This window comes from Demequina aurantiaca (assembly GCF_050598105.1).
GTDB classification, from domain to species: domain Bacteria; phylum Actinomycetota; class Actinomycetes; order Actinomycetales; family Demequinaceae; genus Demequina; species Demequina aurantiaca_A.
The window spans coordinates 2,326,082-2,343,680 of record NZ_CP192436.1 but is presented as its reverse complement, the minus strand read 5'-3'; the positions used below and the strand labels follow the sequence as shown (position 1 = coordinate 2,343,680).

Below are 17,599 nucleotides of genomic sequence, written 5' to 3'. Positions count from 1 at the left end.
AGATCATGCCCGATACGGTGATGCTAGGCCTACGGATCCGCCACTTCCGCACCCAGGCGGGCCTCACGCTCGACCAGGTGAGCGAGCGAATCGGACTGGCGCCCAGCCAGCTCTCGCTCATCGAGAACGGCAAGCGTGAGCCGCGACTGTCCGTGCTCAGCGCGCTCGCGGGCACCTTTGGGATTGCGGTGGCAGACCTTCTCGACGACAGCCCTCCCACTGAGCGTGCGGCGCTCGAGCTCGACCTGCATCGGGCGCAGACAAACTCGGCGTATCGCGAGCTGGGGCTCCCGGCCATCAAGGCGGCTAGGGGAATGAGCGACGAGACGCTGCGGGCAATAGTCGGCCTGCATCGGGAACTGGACCGCCGCGCCCGGCTCGCGATCGCGACTCCGGAGGAGGCCAGGCGGGCCAATACCAAGATGCGGTGGTGGCTGCGCGGGCAGAACAACTACCTGCCGGACATCGAGGCGCTCGCGGACGAGTCGACGGCCGCGGTCGGGCACAGCGCCGGGGCCCTCACCCACCGGACGGTGGCGGAGATGGCCGCGCGCGTTGGCCTGTCCATCATTCACGTGGACGACCTTCCCCACTCCGCGCGCTCGGTGCTGGACCTGGAGAACGGCCGCATCTACATTCCGCCGGCCTCGATTCCCGGCGGTCACGGGCTGCGTTCGCTCGCGCTCCAGGCGGTCGCGCACGTGGTGCTCGGGCACGAGGCGCCGGGCAGCTACCGCGACTTCCTGCGCCAGCGCCTTGAGGCCAGCTACTACGCCGCGGCCTGCCTGATGCCGCGCCGGGCGTCGGTTGATTTTCTGCAGCGGGCCAAGGACGAGCGCGCGATCGCGATCGAGGACTTCCGCGACGCCTTTGGGGTCACTCACGAGGCGGCCGCCCTGCGGTTCACCAACCTGGCGACCGAGCACCTCGGCATCCGCCTGCATTGCCTGCGGGTAAGCGGCGACGGCGCAGTGGTGCGGGCCTACGAGAACGACGGGCTGCCGCTGCCGCTAGACGCGACGGGTTCCACGGAGGGCGAGATCGTGTGCCGGTACTGGAGCGCGCGCCAGGCCCTGGGACGCACCACGCGCACCACCGAGCACTATCAATACACGGATACGCCGCAGGGCACATTCTTCGAGTCGACCCAGACGGGCAGGGCCACCAACGAGGAGTTCGCGATCACGCTCGGAGTGCCCTACCGGGAGTCCAAGTGGTTCCGGGGTCGCGAGTCGCCGCATCGGGTCTCGTCTCGCTGCCCGGATCTGAACTGCTGCCGTCGCCCCGACGACGACCTGTCTCAGCGATGGGCGGGTCAGGCCTGGGCCAGCGCCCGCGTCCACGCGCATATCTTTTCTCCGCTGCCGCACGGCACGTACCCAGGCGTCGACGATCGCGAGCTGTACGAGTTCCTCGAGGCTCACGCCGGTGACGACGGCGAGGTTTCGTAGCGGCCACATAGTTGCCGGCCGATGCGGGGGCCGGGCCGCAGCCGTGGCTCACTTGCCTAGGCATTTACCTGAGTGGGCGATACTGGGCTCTGGAGGCGAATATTCGTGAATGACCATGCACCGCTGCCTATCAGCGCGGTGGCCAGTCCGGACCGCGACGGCGACCTGTGCGTCGCCCGGGTTCCGTTGTTTCAGGCCCTCGATAGGCAGGCGCAATTGGAGGTCGCCCGCGTAGCTCGGCCCACGCCCATCGCCAAGGGCCAACTGCTCTATGCCGCGGGCTCAGACGCCTCGCAGATGATGGTGGTGCACACCGGGCAACTGAAACTCTCGCGCATCAACGAGGAGGGCCACGAGCAGATTGTGCGCGTGCTGGGGCCCGGGGACTTTGTGGGGGAGTCGGCTTTCTTACTTGGAGGCCAACCAGACCACTTCGCCACCGCGATCGCGGCTGGCAGCCTGTGCCTTTTTCGTCACGCGGACCTGGGCCGACTGGTGGAGCAACACCCGAGCATCGGGCTGCGGATGCTGCAAGAAGTGAGCCGGAGGCTAGGGCAAACCGAGAAGCGGTTGGCGGCCGCGATCTCTAGTGATGTGAGCTCGAGGCTGGCGCGCTACCTACTCTCGCTGCCCGGGGCGCGTCGGGAGGGGCGGCTTCACGTTGAACTCCCGCTGGCCAAGAAGGACATCGCCTCATTGCTCGACACCACCCCCGAGTCCCTGAGCAGACAACTACGCCGGCTGCAGGACTCGGGTGTTATCGATCAGGATGGCTCGGGAGACATCGTGCTGATCGATCCCGATGGCTTGATGAGGCTGGCGGGGCGGGACTGACCAGAGCCTTGTTGCTCGCGATTCTTGGCTAAGTTCGCGCCTCGGTCGCGCAACAGGCGCATCGCGTTGGCGATCACCACCAGCACGGAGAGTTCGTGGACGAGCATCCCGACCGCCATCGTGACGCCGCCGAAGAGTACGCCAGCCAGTAGCGTAACCACAGTCAGCAACGCCACGGCGATATTCTGGCGCATGTTGTTGACGGTGCGCCTTGCCAGCGCGATCGCTTGCGGGAGTTTGAGAAGATCGTCCCTCATCAGGGCGATGTCGGCTGTCTCAATCGCCACGCCGCTCCCGGCCGCTCCCATGGCCACGCCGATGTCGGCGGTGGCCAACGCTGGCGCGTCGTTGACTCCGTCGCCCACCATGGCGACGGTGTAGCCCTGACTCTGCAATTCTGCGACTGCCTCCAGCTTGCCCTCGGGGAGCAGGCCGGCCCTCACCTCGTCCACGCCCACCTGGTCGCCTACGGCGCGGGCGACGCGTTCGATGTCGCCGGTCAGCATCACTACTTTCTTGACGCCCGCTCCGTGCAGGCGCCGCACCATCTCAGCCGCATCGGCCCTGATCTCATCCGCGACCGCGACGATGCCGATGATCTGCCCGTCCCACGCGACCGCCATGGGGGTGCGGCCGGCACCCGAGAGCGCATCGACGCGCACGAGCGCCGCGTCGTAGTGAGCCCCGCTGTCGCTTTCGGAGGCCATGAGCGCCATGTTGCCCACGGCGACGCGGTGTCCGTCAACCGTTGCGACGATGCCCTTGCCCGGCATCGGCTCGGTGTGCTCGGGGAGTCCGATCGTTCCGAGCTCCGCTTGGGCGGCCGCGTCGAGGATGGGCCGCGCGAGGGGGTGTTCGGACCCCGCCTCTGCCTGAGCGGCAATGCGCAACACGTCGTCGCGATCCCACGCCGGGTCGAGCGAGAAGACGTCGGTGAGCCGCGGGTGGCCCTCGGTTAGTGTGCCGGTCTTGTCGACGCAGACGGCGTCGATCCGCGCAGAGGTTTCGAGGAACTCCCCGCCCTTGATCAGGATGCCGTCCTTGGCGCCACGGCCTATACCGGCCACGATGGACACCGGGATTGAGATGACCAGGGCGCCGGGGCAGCCGATCACGAGCAGGGTGAGGGCGAGCACTATGTCTCGGGTGGCGAGTCCCAGAATCACGGCGAGGGCGATGATGGCGGGCGTGTACCAAGCCGAGAAGCGGTCCATGAACGCTTGGGTCTTTGCCTTGGCATCCTGGGCCTCCTCGACGCGGTGGATTATTCGCGCGAGCGTGGTGTCCGCGCCTACCCCGGTCGCGCTGACCTGAAGGAATCCGCTGGTGCTGATAGTGCCCGCGAAGACGGTGTCGCCCAAGGTCTTATGGGCAGGCATGGATTCCCCGGTGATCGACGCCTCATCCAACGCGCCGGTGCCGCCGGTGACCACCCCATCCACGGGAACCTTGGCGCCGTTCTTGACCAGCACCGTCTCTCCGTTGGCGACGCTGCCCGCGGGCACCTCAACCTGTAGACCATGGCGCATCACGATGGCGATGTCAGGGGCAACCGCGACCAGTTCGGCCAGGGCCGAGCGAGTCTTGTTGAGGGTCGCGGACTCCAATGCGTGACCGACCGCGAACAGGAAGGTCACCGCAGCGGCTTCCCAATAGTTACCGATGGCGACCGCTCCGATGGCCGCGATCGAAACCAGTAGGTCGATGCCGACCACCCGTGCTGTGAGGGCGCGCGAGGCCTTCAGGATGACCGGGATCCCGGCGATGCTGGCGGCCGCAATCATGAGCGCGTCACTCCAGGGCAAGGCCACTACCGACCGCGACGTCACCAGGTGTGCCGCGGCGAACGATGCGAGGATCGCCGCCCCCGAGCCAATCGGCACGGCCCACGGGCCGCGCATCCAAGTCTTGATGTCGCTCATCTCGAGTGATTCCCCCTTCGCGCCACGGTGGTCTGCGAGCGGCTCAGAAGGCGGACGGGTGGGAGGTGAAGCCAGCCTTGGCTACGGCGGCCACGAGGTCCTCGACACTAGTTCGCGCCGCGTCATGGTCGACCTCGATGCGCGAGGAGGCGAAGTGGACCTTCACTGCTTGCACGGCGTCCAGGCGGGCCACCCGCTTCTCGATCTTGGCGGCGCAGGAAGGGCAAGAGAAGCCCTCGGCCCGCAGGATGGTCTTGGTGGTGGTCGGGGTGGTCATGATCGATCCTCTCGGTGTTGGCTAGCCCTGATGGGCCGGTAATTGCCAACCTACGTAGAGGTGATGAGCGACGCCTTGACGTGGATCAAGATCCCCAGAATCTGTTCCGGGTGGGCGTCTGGGGCCACGGCATCGGCTGCGCCGCCGACCGAATCGTCGTAGACGCGCCTGATCACAATGGCCGCGCGGTGCTATTCGTCGGCCTGGCGGGCGCGGTAGGCGGTGACCGCGGCGCGGTTGGTGCAGGTGGTGGAGCAGTACTTGCGCGAGCGGTTGCGCGACAGGTCCAGGACTATTCCGTCGCAGTCCTCCATCTCGCAGCGGTCAAAGCGGCTCATCTCGTCAGCGCGGATGACGTCCACCATGGCCATGGCCGACTCCACCAGGATCCGCTCCGCGAGCGGGCGGTCGTCGCTCGTGGCGTGGGTGTGCCAGTCCACCTCGCCGTGACGCACCAACTGAGGCAGCGCCGACTGGTCGGCGAGGACCTTGTTGACGAGGGGGACCGCCCCGTCGCGGGTCGCGGTGAATAGCGCGCGCAGCGTGGAGCGGATCGCGCGGACCTCCTCGAGGTCCGTTGCCGAGGGCCGCGAGCCCGTGTATTTGAAGCCGTCGAAGAACTCCACGAGCTCATCCATGGTGGTCAGGGTGTCGGGCTCGAGCTCGGAGTTTGAGAGCAGCACCCCGGACTCCAGCGCCTCGAGTGTGTCATTTGCAAAAGCCATGTTGACACATTACCACTCGAGCCATTACGGTAATGAGCCAAGAGCAGGTTTACTAATGACGCCACAAAGGAGGCGACCATGACTTCCCCCATCTCCACGAGTGTCGTCCGAACTCCTGGCGTCGCCCCCGCGACGGCCCCCGCGACCGGTGGCGTCGCCCCCGCGACGGCCCCCGCGACCGGTGGCGTCGCCACTCCGACGGCCCCCGCGCCCATCGGAGACGTCGCCGGCGCACTCTTCGTCGCGTCAGAGGGCGTCGCACGAGCGCGCCTCAAGTCGGGCCTACTGTTCGCGCTCGTCGCTTCGGCATCGTTCGGGCTGTCGGGCAGCCTCGCGCGCGGCCTGATGGACCTGGGCTGGACCGCAGGCGCCGCGACCATTGCGCGCGTCGCGATCGCGACCGTCGTGCTGATCGTGCCGGGCATCCTCGCTCTGCGCGGACGCTGGGGCCTGCTCAAGCGCAGCATCGGCACGGTTGTCGCGTACGGCGTCTTCGCCGTCGCCGGCGCTCAGCTCTGCTACTTCCTCGCGATCGGCTACCTCGACGTGAGCGTCGCGCTCCTCATTGAATACACCGCCCCCGTCGCGGTGGTGTTGTGGCTGTGGGTTCGCCAAGGCGCGCGTCCCTCCTCTATGACGGTGATGGGTGCGGGCGTCGCGGCGTTCGGCCTGGTGCTGCTGCTCGACGTCCTCGGCGGCGGCCGGATCTCCCTGGTCGGTGTGGGCTGGGCGCTCGGTGCGATGGTGGGCGCCGCGGTTTACTTTGTTATTTCTGGCGACGAGAGCAACGGGCTTCCGCCTATGACGCTCGCGGCAGGCGGACTGCTGGTGGCACTGGTGGTCCTCAGCGCGGCCGCGCTCATCGGCGTGCTGCCGATGGCCGTCGGCTTCGGCGACGTGCAGTTCGTCACGTTCGCCGCCCCGTGGTGGGCGGTGCTACTGGTGCTCGGAGTGATCACCGGTGCCTTGTCCTACGTGACCGGCATCGCGGCCACGCGCCGCCTGGGCTCGCGCCTGGGATCGTTCGTCGCGCTCACGGAGGTCATCGCAGCCGCCATGTTCGCGTGGTTGCTGCTCGGCCAGGCGCCCTTGCCGATGCAGATTGGTGGCGCAGCATTCGTGCTCGCCGGGGTGGTGCTGGTCAAGGTCGGCGAGAAGCCGCGCGGTAAGCGTAGGCGCGCCGTCACCGACCCGGTGGTCCCTGTCCCCGTCTAGCGGTAGGTGCGCCAGCGTAGCCAAGGAGTGGGGTGGCCCACACTCGCCGGAACCGTGGCTATCCCTTTACCCCGGATCTCATCAATCATGGATCCCATATAGCAGGGGCGCGGGCCCCTGTCCGGGCGTCTGAGAGGGATTGGACCGGGGGAACTCGAAGCGGGCTCCCCTAACTGGCACAATTCCGCTAGACTGGAGTGCTGGCCCATGAGGGTCCGGCCCCCCAATCTTTGAATCGAGTTTTCTATGCCCTTGCGCTCAGACCTGCGCAACGTTGCCATCGTGGCGCACGTTGACCACGGTAAGACGACCCTTGTTGACGCGATGCTCGTGCAGGGTGGCGCCTACGGCGACCACGCGCACGTTGAGGATCGCGCGATGGACTCCGGCGACCTCGAGCGCGAAAAGGGCATCACGATCCTCGCCAAGAACACGGCGATTCGCTACGTTGGCGCGCACTCCATCGAGGGTGGCGTCACCATCAACGTGATCGACACCCCGGGTCACGCTGACTTCGGTGGCGAGGTCGAGCGCGGCCTGTCGATGGTTGACGGCGTTGTGCTCCTCGTCGACGCATCCGAGGGTCCGCTGCCTCAGACTCGCTTTGTTCTTCGTAAGGCGCTCGCGGCCAAGCTGCCCGTCATCATCGTCGTCAACAAGGTCGACCGCCCCGACTCGCGCATCGCCGCGGTCGTCGAGGAGACCCACGACCTGCTGCTGGGTCTCGCGGGGGACCTCGAGGACGAGGTCCCCGACCTCGACATCGACACCCTGCTGGAAGTCCCCGTCGTCTACGCATCGGCCAAGGCCGGTCGCGCAAGCATCGATCAGCCCGGTGATGGCGAACTGCCCGTCGAGGAAAACCTCGAGCCGTTGTTCAAGGTCATCATGGACACCATCCCCGCGCCGTCGTACGAGGAGGGCGCGCCGCTTCAGGCCCACGTCACCAACCTCGACGCAAGCCCGTTCCTCGGTCGCCTCGCGCTGCTGCGTGTCTTCAACGGCACCATCACCAAGGGCCAGACCGTCGCCTGGGCACGTGCCGACGGCACCATGAAGAACGTCAAGATCACCGAGCTCCTCGAGACCAAGGGTCTGACCCGCGTCCCCGCGGAGTCCGCCGGCCCCGGTGACATCGTCGCCGTCGCAGGTATCGAGGGAATCACCATCGGCGAGACCCTGACCGATGTCGACGACCCCCGCCCGTTGCCGCTCATCACGGTCGACGACCCGGCCATCTCGATGACCATCGGTATCAACACGTCGCCGCTCGCCGGCCGTGTCAAGGGTGCCAAGGTCACGGCACGCCAGGTCAAGGACCGCCTCGACAAGGAGCTCGTCGGTAACGTCTCGCTCCGCGTGCTCGCGACCGAGCGCCCCGACGCCTGGGAAGTCCAGGGCCGTGGCGAGCTTGCGCTCGCGATCCTGGTCGAGCAGATGCGTCGCGAGGGCTTCGAGCTCACGGTCGGCAAGCCGCAGGTTGTCACCAAGGAGATCGACGGCAAGCGTCACGAGCCGATGGAGCACCTCACCATCGACGTACCCGAAGAGCACCTCGGCGCAGTCACTCAGCTCCTCGCAGCCCGCAAGGGTCGCATGGAAAACATGGCCAACCACGGCACCGGCTGGGTCCGCATGGAGTTCGTCGTGCCCGCCCGTGGCCTCATCGGCTTCCGCACCATCTTCCTCACCGACACGCGCGGAACCGGCATCGCATCGTCCATCGCGCACGGCTACGAGCCGTGGGCCGGCTTCATCGAGTTCCGTGTCAACGGCTCGCTGGTGGCGGACCGCTCGGGCGTCGTGACGCCGTTCGCGATGATCAACCTGCAGGAGCGTGGCTCGTTCTTCGTCGACCCCACCTCGGAGGTCTACGAGGGCATGATCGTCGGCGAGAACTCGCGCAACGAGGACATGGACGTCAACATCACGAAGGAGAAGAAGCTCACCAACATGCGTGCAGCCTCGTCTGACTCCTTCGAGAACCTGACGCCCCCGCGCCACCTGACGCTCGAGGAGTGCCTCGAGTTCGCCCGCGAGGACGAGTGCGTCGAGGTGACGCCGGAGAAGACCCGCATCCGCAAGGTCATCTTGGCGGCCAACGAGCGCGCTCGCACCGCTTCGAAGGCCAAGCGCGACAACTAGCACCTCATCACCGTCTGATAATGCGGCGGCGACTGTCACAAACGTGACAAGTCGTCGCCGCGTTGTCGTCGATAGCCACGGTTCACGCTTATCCTGGGACACATGATCCGCTCCGTCCTCGCCTACGTCGTTCTCGGGGTCGTGGGGTTGGTCGTCGCGCTCGTGGGCGCCACCGCCTACCGCTCGATTCCTCCTTTCGGCGTGGCCCTGTGCATCGTCCTGATGCTTTCCGCGACTGTTTTCGCGCGGGCGTGGAAGGACTGGAGCGGAATCGGCGTCTTCGCCGGGGTCTGGGCCGTGGCGACGTACGTGTTGTCGATGGAGGGCCCGGGTGGGTCCTTGCTCATTGCGACGGATAGCCTTGGCTACGCCTGGCTGATCGGCGGCACGACGGCGGTCATCGTCGTCTGCCTGATCCCGCGCCACGTTTTGTTTGGGAGAGTTGATGTCGCGACAGCGTGATGCGGAACGTGCCCTCGCCAAGAAGCAGGAGGAAGCGAAGCGCAAGAGTAGTGCGCATCGCTCGCTTCGCAAGCGTGCGGATAAGCGCGCCGCTACGGCCGATGCCGGGGCCGCCCAGGCGGAGGAGGTCCCTCAGATCCCGATCGATGGGGCCCCAGAGGTAGGCGACGAGTCTCCCGCGCAGACCGCTTCCGATGCGGATGCGGGTACCGATGCCGGTGCGGACGCCGACCAGGACGAATCGGCGCTTCCCGACGCCGATGCTGAGGGCGCTGAGGGCGAAGCCTCGACCGACACCGTCGTGTTCGCGCGCGTCCCGGAGTTCTTGCGAGAGACCAACGAACCAGAGGCCGACGATTCCGAGACCGCGGAGCCCGCACCCGTCGCGATCGCAGACGATTCCTCCACCGAGGAGGAGCTTGACAGCGACAGTAGGACCGCGCTTGCCGCGGCGGCCCTAGCAGGTACGCGGGACGTGGATGATGCGCCCTCGGACCAGGGCATCGGCGTAGATGGTGCCACGCCACCTGAGTCTCCTGAGGATGCGCCAGAGGCGGCACTGGAAGATTCGCCGGCTGACTCCGAGTTTGCCGAAGCAGAGTTCGCTGAGGCAGAGATCGTCGACGCGCACGCGCCCGGCGCGACGGCGGTCGACCACTCCTCCTCTGCGCAAGAGGCCACGATGGTCATGGACACTGTCCCAGACCTGGACCCGCAGCAGTACACCCCCAATGGCGAGACGTACCTTGAGGCGACCATCGTCGAGGACCTTGATGGCACAGGCAAGCGGACCAAGCGCCGCAGGTGGCCCTGGGTCGCGCTCCTGCTCGTAATCATCCTGGGCGGGGCGTACTACGCCTTCGCGGCTTACTCCAGTGGCCACGTGTCCTCCAATACAGAGGCGCTGGGCGTAGACATCGGCGGGATGGGCGTCGAAGAGGCGACCGACGCGTTGGACGACGCCGCTCTAGCCACGGTGGCCGCTCCGATCACGCTGACAACCGAGAACGGCACCACCACCCTGGTGCCGAGCGAGGCCGGTCTCAGCATTGATACCGCGGCGATGGTCGACTCGGCAGTCGGCTTCACCCTTAACCCTTCCGAGTTGTTCGCACACCTCTTTGGCACCAGCGAGCTCGCACCGGTCGTGGTGGTTGACGACGTCGCGATGGATACGGCAATTAACAGCGCTTCGGTGCAACTAGATACGGCGGACGCGAACGCGGCGGTCTCCATCGAGGGGACCACCGCGACAACCGTCGCTGGCGTGCCGTCGGTGACTGTCGACCACGACGACACCGCGGATCGCATCGTGGCGCAGTGGCCCGCGCAGTCTCAGATTGAAGCGGCCGTAGTTGTTGCCGACGCCACCGTCCCGGACCACGAGGCGGACCGGACGGTGCAGACCCTCAACCAGACGGTGCTGACCTCCGCGGTCACGCTCACGGGCCCCAACGGCGACGTGGTGCTTGAGCCGGCCGAGTTCGCGCAGTACCTATCGGTCATGCCGGATGGCTCTCGCCTCGAGATCGTGGCTGACGGTCCCGCCCTCGCGGCAACGATGATCGAGGCAGACCCGGAACTCGAAACAGATCCGGTGGACGCCACGGTCTCCTTCGATACGAACCACAAGCTCGTGACCTCGGAGGGCGAGCCGGGCGCGGCCCTGGACGGGGTGAATATGGGTCAGGCGCTCGTGGACGCGGCTATGGCCGCGGATCGTTCCGGCCCCATGGCCTACCGTGCCGTGCAGCCGGAGATTACGTCGGAGGGCCTAGGCCTGGCGGATCTGAAGGAAGTCGTGTCGTCGTTCTCGACGCCCCTCACCCCGGAGCCAGTCCGTACTAAGAACTTGGTGCGCGGAGCTGAGAAGGTCAGCGGCGTCGTGATCCTCCCCAATGACGAGTTTGACCTTACCGATGCGCTCACCCCCATCACTCTCGAAGACGGCTTTTTCCCAGCTCACGTGATCGTCGACGGGATACTCCAGGACGGCATCGGCGGGGGGCTGTCGCAGATGGCAACCACTACGTACAACGCCGGCTACTTCGCGGGCTACAAGGACATCACTCACCGCCCGCACTCGAAGTACTTCACGCGTTACCCGGCCGGTCGCGAGTCGACCATCTATACGGGCCAGATCAATATGGTCTTCGAGAACGACACTCCCTACGCCGCCGTGATGAGCAGCTACGTCAAGAACAACAGTCTCTACGTGGACATCTGGTCGACCCCGTATTACACGGTCACGACCTACGCGTCGCCACGGTCCAACGTGGTTCAGCCCACCACCGTTGAGCTCGACCGCGCGGACTGCCAGCCGAGTGGCGGCGGATCCGCGGGTTTCACCATTTCCAACACGCGCACGGTCTTCCTCAAGGGCGAACAGGTCGATAAGACCACCGACACCTGGACGTACCTGCCGGACAACAAGATCGAGTGCAAGTAGCAAGTTTCGCTGGATGATCGCCAGGCACCATGCGGCGCCAGTTCGCTTGTATGATGGCGAGTGTTCGTACTAAATCTGTAGGAGGAGCCAACGTGACCTACGTCATTGCCTTGCCCTGTGTCGACGTCAAGGACAAAGCATGCATCGACGAGTGTCCCGTGGACTGCATCTACGAGGGCGAACGTAGCCTTTACATCCACCCCGACGAGTGTGTCGACTGCGGCGCCTGCGAGCCAGTGTGCCCCGTGGAGGCCATCTACTACGAGGACGACACCCCCGACAAGTGGGCCGAGTACTACAAGGCAAACGTCGAGTTCTTCTCGGAGATCGGCTCGCCCGGTGGCGCGGCGAAGATGGGCCTGATCGAGCACGATCACGACATCATCAAGGCGCTTCCGCCCCAGAACGGCTAAGCAGCCGACTTCATGGGCTTGCACCCCGGCTCACTTCCCGACTTTCCATGGGACTCGCTGACTCCGTACATTGAGCGCGCCTCAGCGCACCCTGACGGCATCGTCAACCTGTCCGTCGGCACCCCTGTCGACCCCACGCCCGTGGTGGTTCGCGAGGCGCTGGCCGCGGCCAGCGACGCCCCGGGCTACCCGACGACGCACGGGACGCTGGCTCTTCGCGAGGCGATCGCGGCGTGGTTTGCGCGTCGGCGCTCAGTGCCAGGTATTGATCCGGCCGCGGTGTTGCCCACCATGGGTTCCAAGGAGCTGGTGGCGCTTCTGCCTGGGCTATTGGGCCTGGGGGAGGGCGACGTCGTCGTTCACCCCACCGCCGCCTACCCCACGTACGACGTCGGGGCACGTCTCGCGGGCGCTACGCCCCTCGCGGCCGATGCGGTGGCGGACTGGGCAAACAATCCGGCGGTCAAGCTCGTCTGGGTTAACTCGCCGTCAAACCCTACTGGTGCCGTGGCGAGTCGCGAGTATCTCGCCGACGTGGTGACGGCGGCGCGCGCCATCGGCGCCGTGGTGGCCTCCGACGAATGCTATGCGGAGCTGCCATGGGGCGAGGAGTACGTCCGGGACGGTGTCGCGTCGATCCTGGATCCGGCGGTGTGCGCGGGCTCGCACGACGGGCTGCTCGCCGTGTACTCGCTTTCCAAGCAATCGAACCTTGCCGGGTATCGCGCGGCGTTCACTGCCGGTGACCCGCGGGTCATCGCGGGGCTGCTGGAAACGCGCAAGCACGCAGGGATGATAGTGCCGGCGCCGGTGCAGGCGGCGATGGTCGCGGCGCTGGGTGACGACGCTCACGTCGAGGTGCAGCGAGCGATTTACGGCGCGCGACGCGAGGTCCTCCTGAAGGCGGTCTTGGCCGCAGGCTTCCGCGTGGAATCGTCCGACGCCGGGCTCTACCTATGGGCCACGCGTGACGAAAACTGCTGGCAAACACTAGATTTCCTGGCCGATCACGGAATAGTCGCGGCACCTGGCGAGTTCTACGGGGAAGCGGCCGCAAATTACGTGCGAATCGCGCTCACGGCGACCGATGAGCGGATCAACGCGGCGGCTCGTAGAATCGTCAAAGCCAGGTAAACTGGCGACAAAGCGAACGGACAATGGCGCCGGTGGCGCACGCGGAGGTTGTTAATGGCACAGGTTGTAGACGCTCGGCTGATTGTCGACGGAAATTCGCGCGAATTGGGTATTGAACGCTCGACGATTGGCAATGACGGGCTCGCAATCCCGACGCTTCTCAACGACACCGGGTTGGTCACGATGGACCCCGGCTTCATGAACACCGCTGCGTGTGAGAGTTCGATTACGTACATCGACGGCGACGCGGGGATTCTCAAGTACCGCGGCTACCCGATCGAGCAGATCGCTGGTGGCTCCAACTTCCTCGAGACCGCCTACCTGCTGATTCATGGCGAGCTCCCCACCGAGGATCAGCTCAATGCGCTGAGCAATCGTGTGGGCCGGCACATGCACGTGCACGAGGGCATCAAGTCTTTCCTCAACGCTTTCCCGCGCGACGCGCACCCCATGGCGGTCCTGTCCGGCGCGATTTCCGCGCTGTCGACGTTCTACCCCGAGTCCGTCGGTCGCTCCGAGGAACAACTCGAGCTCGCGACGGTCCTCCTCCTCGCGAAGTCCGCGACGGTCGTGGCCTACCTACAGCGCCGCGCGACGGGCGGTGAGCTCATTGAGCCTCGCCCCGGCGGCAAGTACGTCGACGAGTTCATGCGCCTGGCGTTCTCGCCGGCATCGGGCGAACTCGACATCGACCCCACCGTGCGCAAGGCGCTCGACCTCCTGCTGATGCTTCACGCGGACCACGAGCAGAACTGCTCGACGTCGACGGTGCGCATGGTCGGCTCCTCGCAGGCGAACATCTACGCCGCGGTATCCGCCGGCATCGGCGCCCTTTCCGGGCCGCTGCATGGCGGTGCGAATGAGGCCGCTCTCAAGATGTTCGACAACATCAAGGCGTCCGGCGGCTCAGTCGAGCAGTTCGTCTCCGATGTGAAGAACAAGGTTGAGGGCGCACGCCTCATGGGCTTCGGGCACCGCGTCTACAAGTCGTACGACCCCCGCGGGGCGGAGGTCAAGAAGGTGGCCGACACGGTTCTGGCTGACCTCGGTGGCAACAACGAGACCTTCGATATGGCTAAGCGCCTCGAGGAGATCGCGCTGAGCGACGAGTACTTCATCGAGCGCAAGCTGTACCCCAACGTCGACTTCTACACCGGCCTGCTTTACTCGGCGATGGGGTTCCCCACGCCGATGTTCACGCCGCTGTTCGCGCTGGGCCGCATGCCGGGCTGGATCGCTCACTACCGCGAGATGATGAACGACCCTCGCAACAAGATTGGCCGTCCCCGTCAGATTTACACGGGTGAGACCGACCGCACCTACGTTCCTATTGGAGAGCGCGGCTAGTCCGCAGACTCTCGACGCTCACGCGCCCGACGGCCCCATGGGGTTGGCGGGCGCGTTTTGCGTTGAAGGGGGCTGCGCGCGGCGACCCGCGAGCGTGGAGGCGAGGCGACGTGAGGCAGTTCGGGATGCGCAGCCATGTGGTGCGCAAGGATTTACACGACAACCGGGGGAGCGCCGTGCGCCCGAGGACTCAGCGCCCTCAGGTCAGTTGCTGGCGGTGCGGATGGTCACAACCGCGCCCTCGTACCCGGCGGCGGGGGAGCCCTCGGGGACCGTGACGGAGGTCAGGCCCTCGCCGCGCACCCAGCCCTCGCCATCGACCGAGCTCTCGATCACGGACTCGACCGACGCAACGGCGACCGCCCACTCGCGCATCGACTGTGCGGCCTGGCTGGCCGACACGGCGCCGTCGCCAGTGCCCCCGCGCAGTCCGAGCACCGTGGAGTCAGTGTTCACGTCCAGCACGTCTACCGTGTAGGCGCCCGGGCCGTAGTCGAGGTCCACCCGGTCGATGAAGTCGCGCGCGGTAGACGCAGCCGCGTCGCCCAGGTCGCAGTTCACGCGGCCGCCATTGCCGGTCAGCGCGGAGGCCCAGAGCCGAGCCTCGCCCTCGTGGTCGGCGTACGCGTTGGGGAAACCAGAGATCTGGACTGCCTGAGCCGCCTCGGTGACCGGCAGGTCCTGCCAACCGGACACCTTGACGAGCCCGTCGTAGAACTTGTTGGCCGAGTAGTACGGGTCGAGGATCTCCTCGACCTCGCCCCACCCCTGCGACGGACGCTGCTGGAACAGCCCGACGCTGTCGCGATCCCCGTAGTCGATGTTGCGCAGGCTCGACTCCTGAATGGCGGTGGCCACGCCGATAGTTGCGGCGCGAGCGGGAAGTCCCCGCTCCATGGAGACGGCCGTGATGAGGGCGGCGTTGTTGGTCTGCTCGGCGGTGAGCGTGGCGGTGTCGCCGCCAACGTCGACAGTGCACTTCGAGGAGAACACGCGGTCGCCGTATCGCTCCCAGAGGTCGGGGCCTACGAGCACGGCCGCGACGGTGACGACTCCGATGAGCCCGAGGGCTACGAGTCCGCCCCCTCGCCGACGCTTCGCCATGGTGCTCCGTCCGTGTCTTGCCGGGGCCTAGTTCGCGTGCAGGGCGGCGTTGAGTTCCACGCCTGTGCCCTGGCGCGCGACTGCCTCGATCGCGCCCGTGGTGGAGTTGCGGCGGAACAGGATGCCGTTGCGGTGCGCGAGGTCCTTGGCCTTGACCCACACGGCGTTGCCGTCGTCGTCGCTGGAGCCCACGACCAATACCTTTGAGCCAGCCGTGACGTACAGGCCCGACTCGACGATGCAGTCGTCGCCCAGCGGAATGCCCAGGCCCGAGTTGGCGCCCAGCAGGGACCGCTCGCCGATCGAGATGACTTCCTTGCCGCCGCCGGACAGGGTGCCCATGATCGATGCGCCGCCGCCAACGTCGGAGCCGTCGCCAACGACGACGCCGGCGGAGATGCGGCCCTCGACCATCGAGTGGCCGAGCGTGCCCGCATTGAAGTTCACGAAGCCCTCGTGCATGACCGTGGTGCCCTCTGCCAGGTGCGCGCCCAGGCGGACGCGGTCGGCATCGGCGATGCGCGTGCCGGACGGCACCACGTAGTCCACCATGCGCGGGAACTTGTCGACGCCAAAGACGGTGACGTGCTTGCCCGAGGCGCGCAGGCGCATGCGCGTCGCCTCGAAGCCGTCGATCGCGCACGGGCCCTCGGAGGTCCACACGACGTTCGTCAGTGCACCGAACACGCCATCGAGGTTGATCCCGTGCGGGCGGACGATGCGGTGGCTAAGCAGGTGTAGTCGCAGGTACGCGTCCGAGACGCCAGCGGGCGCGGCGTCGCAGTCGATCTGCGTGAAGACCACGGAGACGTTAACCGCTCGCAGCGCATCGAAGCGGGCGGCGCCGTCGAGCTCCGCGGGTGCGCGGTGGTCAAGCGGAGGCTCGCCCAACGTGGGCTGCGGGAACCAGGTGTCGAGCACCGTGCCGTTCGCGTCGGTGGTGGCAAGTCCGTATCCGTATGCAGTGCGAGTCATGGGCTTAAGGATACGGGTCATCTGTAGGGTGGCGGGATGACTTCTCTTGACCTGACCGCGCCGGTGGATGACCTCACTCGGCAGCTCATCGATATTCCGTCGGTCAGCGGCGGCGAGGCGGCGATCGCCGATGCCGTGGAGGCCGCGCTTTCCGAGTGCGGCCACCTGACTCTGACCAGGGACGGCGACGCGATTGTGGCGCGCACGACGCTGGGCCGCGCCGAGCGGGTCATCATCGCCGGGCACCTCGACACGGTTCCCATTAAGGGAAACGTGCCGTCCACGCCCACCGCCGACGGGCTGGGAATCGTGGGCCGCGGGTCGGTCGACATGAAGGGGGGCGTGGCGGTGATGCTGTCGCTCGCCGTCGAGTTAATCAACCCCACGCGCGACATCACCTGGGTGTTCTACGACCACGAGGAGGTCGAGGAGTCCAAGAATGGATTGGGTCGTCTCGCGCGTCGTCACCCGCAACTGCTGGCGGGGGACTTCGCCGTGCTGTGCGAGCCCACTCAGGCACAGATCGAGGGCGGCTGCAACGGCACCATCCGGGTGGACATCCAGCTTCCGGGCAAGGCCGCCCACTCCGCGCGGTCGTGGAAGGGCGTCAACGCCATCCATGCGGCGGCGCCGGTGCTGGCGGCGCTCGCGGGCTACGAGCCGCGCACCGTCGAGGTGGACGGACTCGAGTACCGCGAGGGCCTCAACGCCGTCGGGGTCACCGGCGGCATCGCGGGCAACGTGATCCCCGACCTGTGCACTGTCACCATCAACTACCGCTTCGCGCCGTCCCTGACCACGGACGATGCCGTGCAGCACGTTCGCGACGTGGTCGCCTCGTCAGGGGTGGGGGAGTTCTCCGCCGTAGTGACCGACCGCGCCGATGCGTGCCGCCCCGGTCTGGACGTCCCGCTGGCACAGAGCTTCGTTAACGCCGTGGCGAGCACCGGGGCGCCGGAGCCGCGCGCCAAGCTTGGATGGACGGACGTGGCACGCTTTGGCGCGCTCGGCATTCCCGCCGTCAATTACGGCCCCGGGGACCCGGAGCTGGCGCACGCCGACCAGGAATGGTGCGCGATTGACGAGATTCACCAGTGCCGAGCCGGACTTGCGGCCTGGCTTACCAGCTGACCCAACCCACGCATC

Annotated in this window: 16 protein-coding genes; 10 read left to right on the top strand and 6 right to left on the bottom strand. The window is 66.7% G+C overall.

The features are described 5' to 3' along the window. Positions 1 to 5 precede the first annotated feature (5 nt). Complete coding sequence (locus ACQU6B_RS10640; RefSeq protein WP_430867526.1) at positions 6 to 1,451, top strand: helix-turn-helix domain-containing protein; 1,446 nt, start codon at positions 6 to 8, stop codon at positions 1,449 to 1,451. Positions 1,452 to 1,556: 105 nt separating this feature from the next. Then, positions 1,557 to 2,285 (top strand): Crp/Fnr family transcriptional regulator, encoded by a 729-nt coding sequence (locus ACQU6B_RS10635; protein WP_430867525.1) that lies wholly within the window; start codon positions 1,557 to 1,559, stop codon positions 2,283 to 2,285. Here the strand turns inward: ACQU6B_RS10635 and ACQU6B_RS10630 are convergent. The 4 genes from ACQU6B_RS10630 to ACQU6B_RS10615 are packed head-to-tail and all read right to left on the bottom strand — an operon-like array spanning position 2,216 to position 5,209. Further along, positions 2,216 to 4,207 carry a heavy metal translocating P-type ATPase gene (locus ACQU6B_RS10630; RefSeq protein ID WP_430867524.1) on the bottom strand — a complete coding sequence of 664 codons (1,992 nt, stop codon included), beginning with the start codon at positions 4,205 to 4,207 and terminating at the stop codon, positions 2,216 to 2,218. The genes ACQU6B_RS10635 and ACQU6B_RS10630 overlap by 70 nt on opposite strands. A gap of 43 nt (positions 4,208 to 4,250) precedes the next feature. Next, positions 4,251 to 4,484, bottom strand: a complete 234-nt coding sequence (locus ACQU6B_RS10625) for a heavy-metal-associated domain-containing protein (protein WP_430867523.1) — start codon at positions 4,482 to 4,484, stop codon at positions 4,251 to 4,253. A gap of 50 nt (positions 4,485 to 4,534) precedes the next feature. Continuing rightward, entirely contained in the window at positions 4,535 to 4,660 is a 126-nt protein-coding gene (locus ACQU6B_RS10620; RefSeq protein WP_430867522.1) for a hypothetical protein, read from the bottom strand. Between the two features lie 15 nt (positions 4,661 to 4,675). Next, a complete protein-coding gene (locus ACQU6B_RS10615; protein WP_430867521.1) occupies positions 4,676 to 5,209 on the bottom strand; it encodes a CGNR zinc finger domain-containing protein in 534 nt (177 codons plus the stop codon). Between the two features lie 78 nt (positions 5,210 to 5,287). Here ACQU6B_RS10615 and ACQU6B_RS10610 point away from each other — a divergent pair, with 78 nt between their 5' ends. From ACQU6B_RS10610 to ACQU6B_RS10580, 7 genes are all read left to right on the top strand, one after another. Next, positions 5,288 to 6,424, top strand: coding sequence for an EamA family transporter (locus ACQU6B_RS10610; protein WP_430867520.1), 1,137 nt, complete (start codon positions 5,288 to 5,290; stop codon positions 6,422 to 6,424). A gap of 246 nt (positions 6,425 to 6,670) precedes the next feature. Next, complete coding sequence (typA, locus tag ACQU6B_RS10605; RefSeq protein WP_430867519.1) at positions 6,671 to 8,569, top strand: translational GTPase TypA; 1,899 nt, start codon at positions 6,671 to 6,673, stop codon at positions 8,567 to 8,569. A gap of 102 nt (positions 8,570 to 8,671) precedes the next feature. Further along, the gene (locus tag ACQU6B_RS10600; RefSeq protein WP_430867518.1) at positions 8,672 to 9,031 is read left to right on the top strand and encodes a hypothetical protein; all 360 of its coding nucleotides are present in this window, start codon (positions 8,672 to 8,674) and stop codon (positions 9,029 to 9,031) included. Then, positions 9,015 to 11,480, top strand: coding sequence for a VanW family protein (locus tag ACQU6B_RS10595; RefSeq protein ID WP_430867517.1), 2,466 nt, complete (start codon positions 9,015 to 9,017; stop codon positions 11,478 to 11,480). Before ACQU6B_RS10600 ends, ACQU6B_RS10595 begins: the two co-directional genes overlap by 17 nt. Before the next feature lie 92 nt (positions 11,481 to 11,572). Next, positions 11,573 to 11,893, top strand: coding sequence for a ferredoxin (fdxA, locus tag ACQU6B_RS10590; RefSeq protein WP_430867516.1), 321 nt, complete (start codon positions 11,573 to 11,575; stop codon positions 11,891 to 11,893). 12 nt (positions 11,894 to 11,905) lie between these two features. Continuing rightward, a complete protein-coding gene (gene dapC / locus ACQU6B_RS10585) occupies positions 11,906 to 13,027 on the top strand; it encodes a succinyldiaminopimelate transaminase (RefSeq protein WP_430867515.1) in 1,122 nt (373 codons plus the stop codon). A gap of 54 nt (positions 13,028 to 13,081) precedes the next feature. Beyond that, positions 13,082 to 14,374, top strand: coding sequence for a citrate synthase (locus ACQU6B_RS10580; protein ID WP_430867514.1), 1,293 nt, complete (start codon positions 13,082 to 13,084; stop codon positions 14,372 to 14,374). Between the two features lie 204 nt (positions 14,375 to 14,578). Here ACQU6B_RS10580 and ACQU6B_RS10575 read toward each other — a convergent pair whose 3' ends face one another. Both ACQU6B_RS10575 and dapD read right to left on the bottom strand, forming a co-directional pair. After that, the gene (locus ACQU6B_RS10575; protein ID WP_430867513.1) at positions 14,579 to 15,478 is read right to left on the bottom strand and encodes a hypothetical protein; all 900 of its coding nucleotides are present in this window, start codon (positions 15,476 to 15,478) and stop codon (positions 14,579 to 14,581) included. Positions 15,479 to 15,505: 27 nt separating this feature from the next. Further along, entirely contained in the window at positions 15,506 to 16,453 is a 948-nt protein-coding gene (dapD, locus tag ACQU6B_RS10570) for a 2,3,4,5-tetrahydropyridine-2,6-dicarboxylate N-succinyltransferase (RefSeq protein WP_430867512.1), read from the bottom strand. Positions 16,454 to 16,489: 36 nt separating this feature from the next. On the opposite strand from dapD, the gene dapE reads away from it, so the two are divergent. Beyond that, entirely contained in the window at positions 16,490 to 17,584 is a 1,095-nt protein-coding gene (gene dapE / locus ACQU6B_RS10565; protein WP_430867511.1) for a succinyl-diaminopimelate desuccinylase, read from the top strand. Positions 17,585 to 17,599 lie beyond the last annotated feature (15 nt).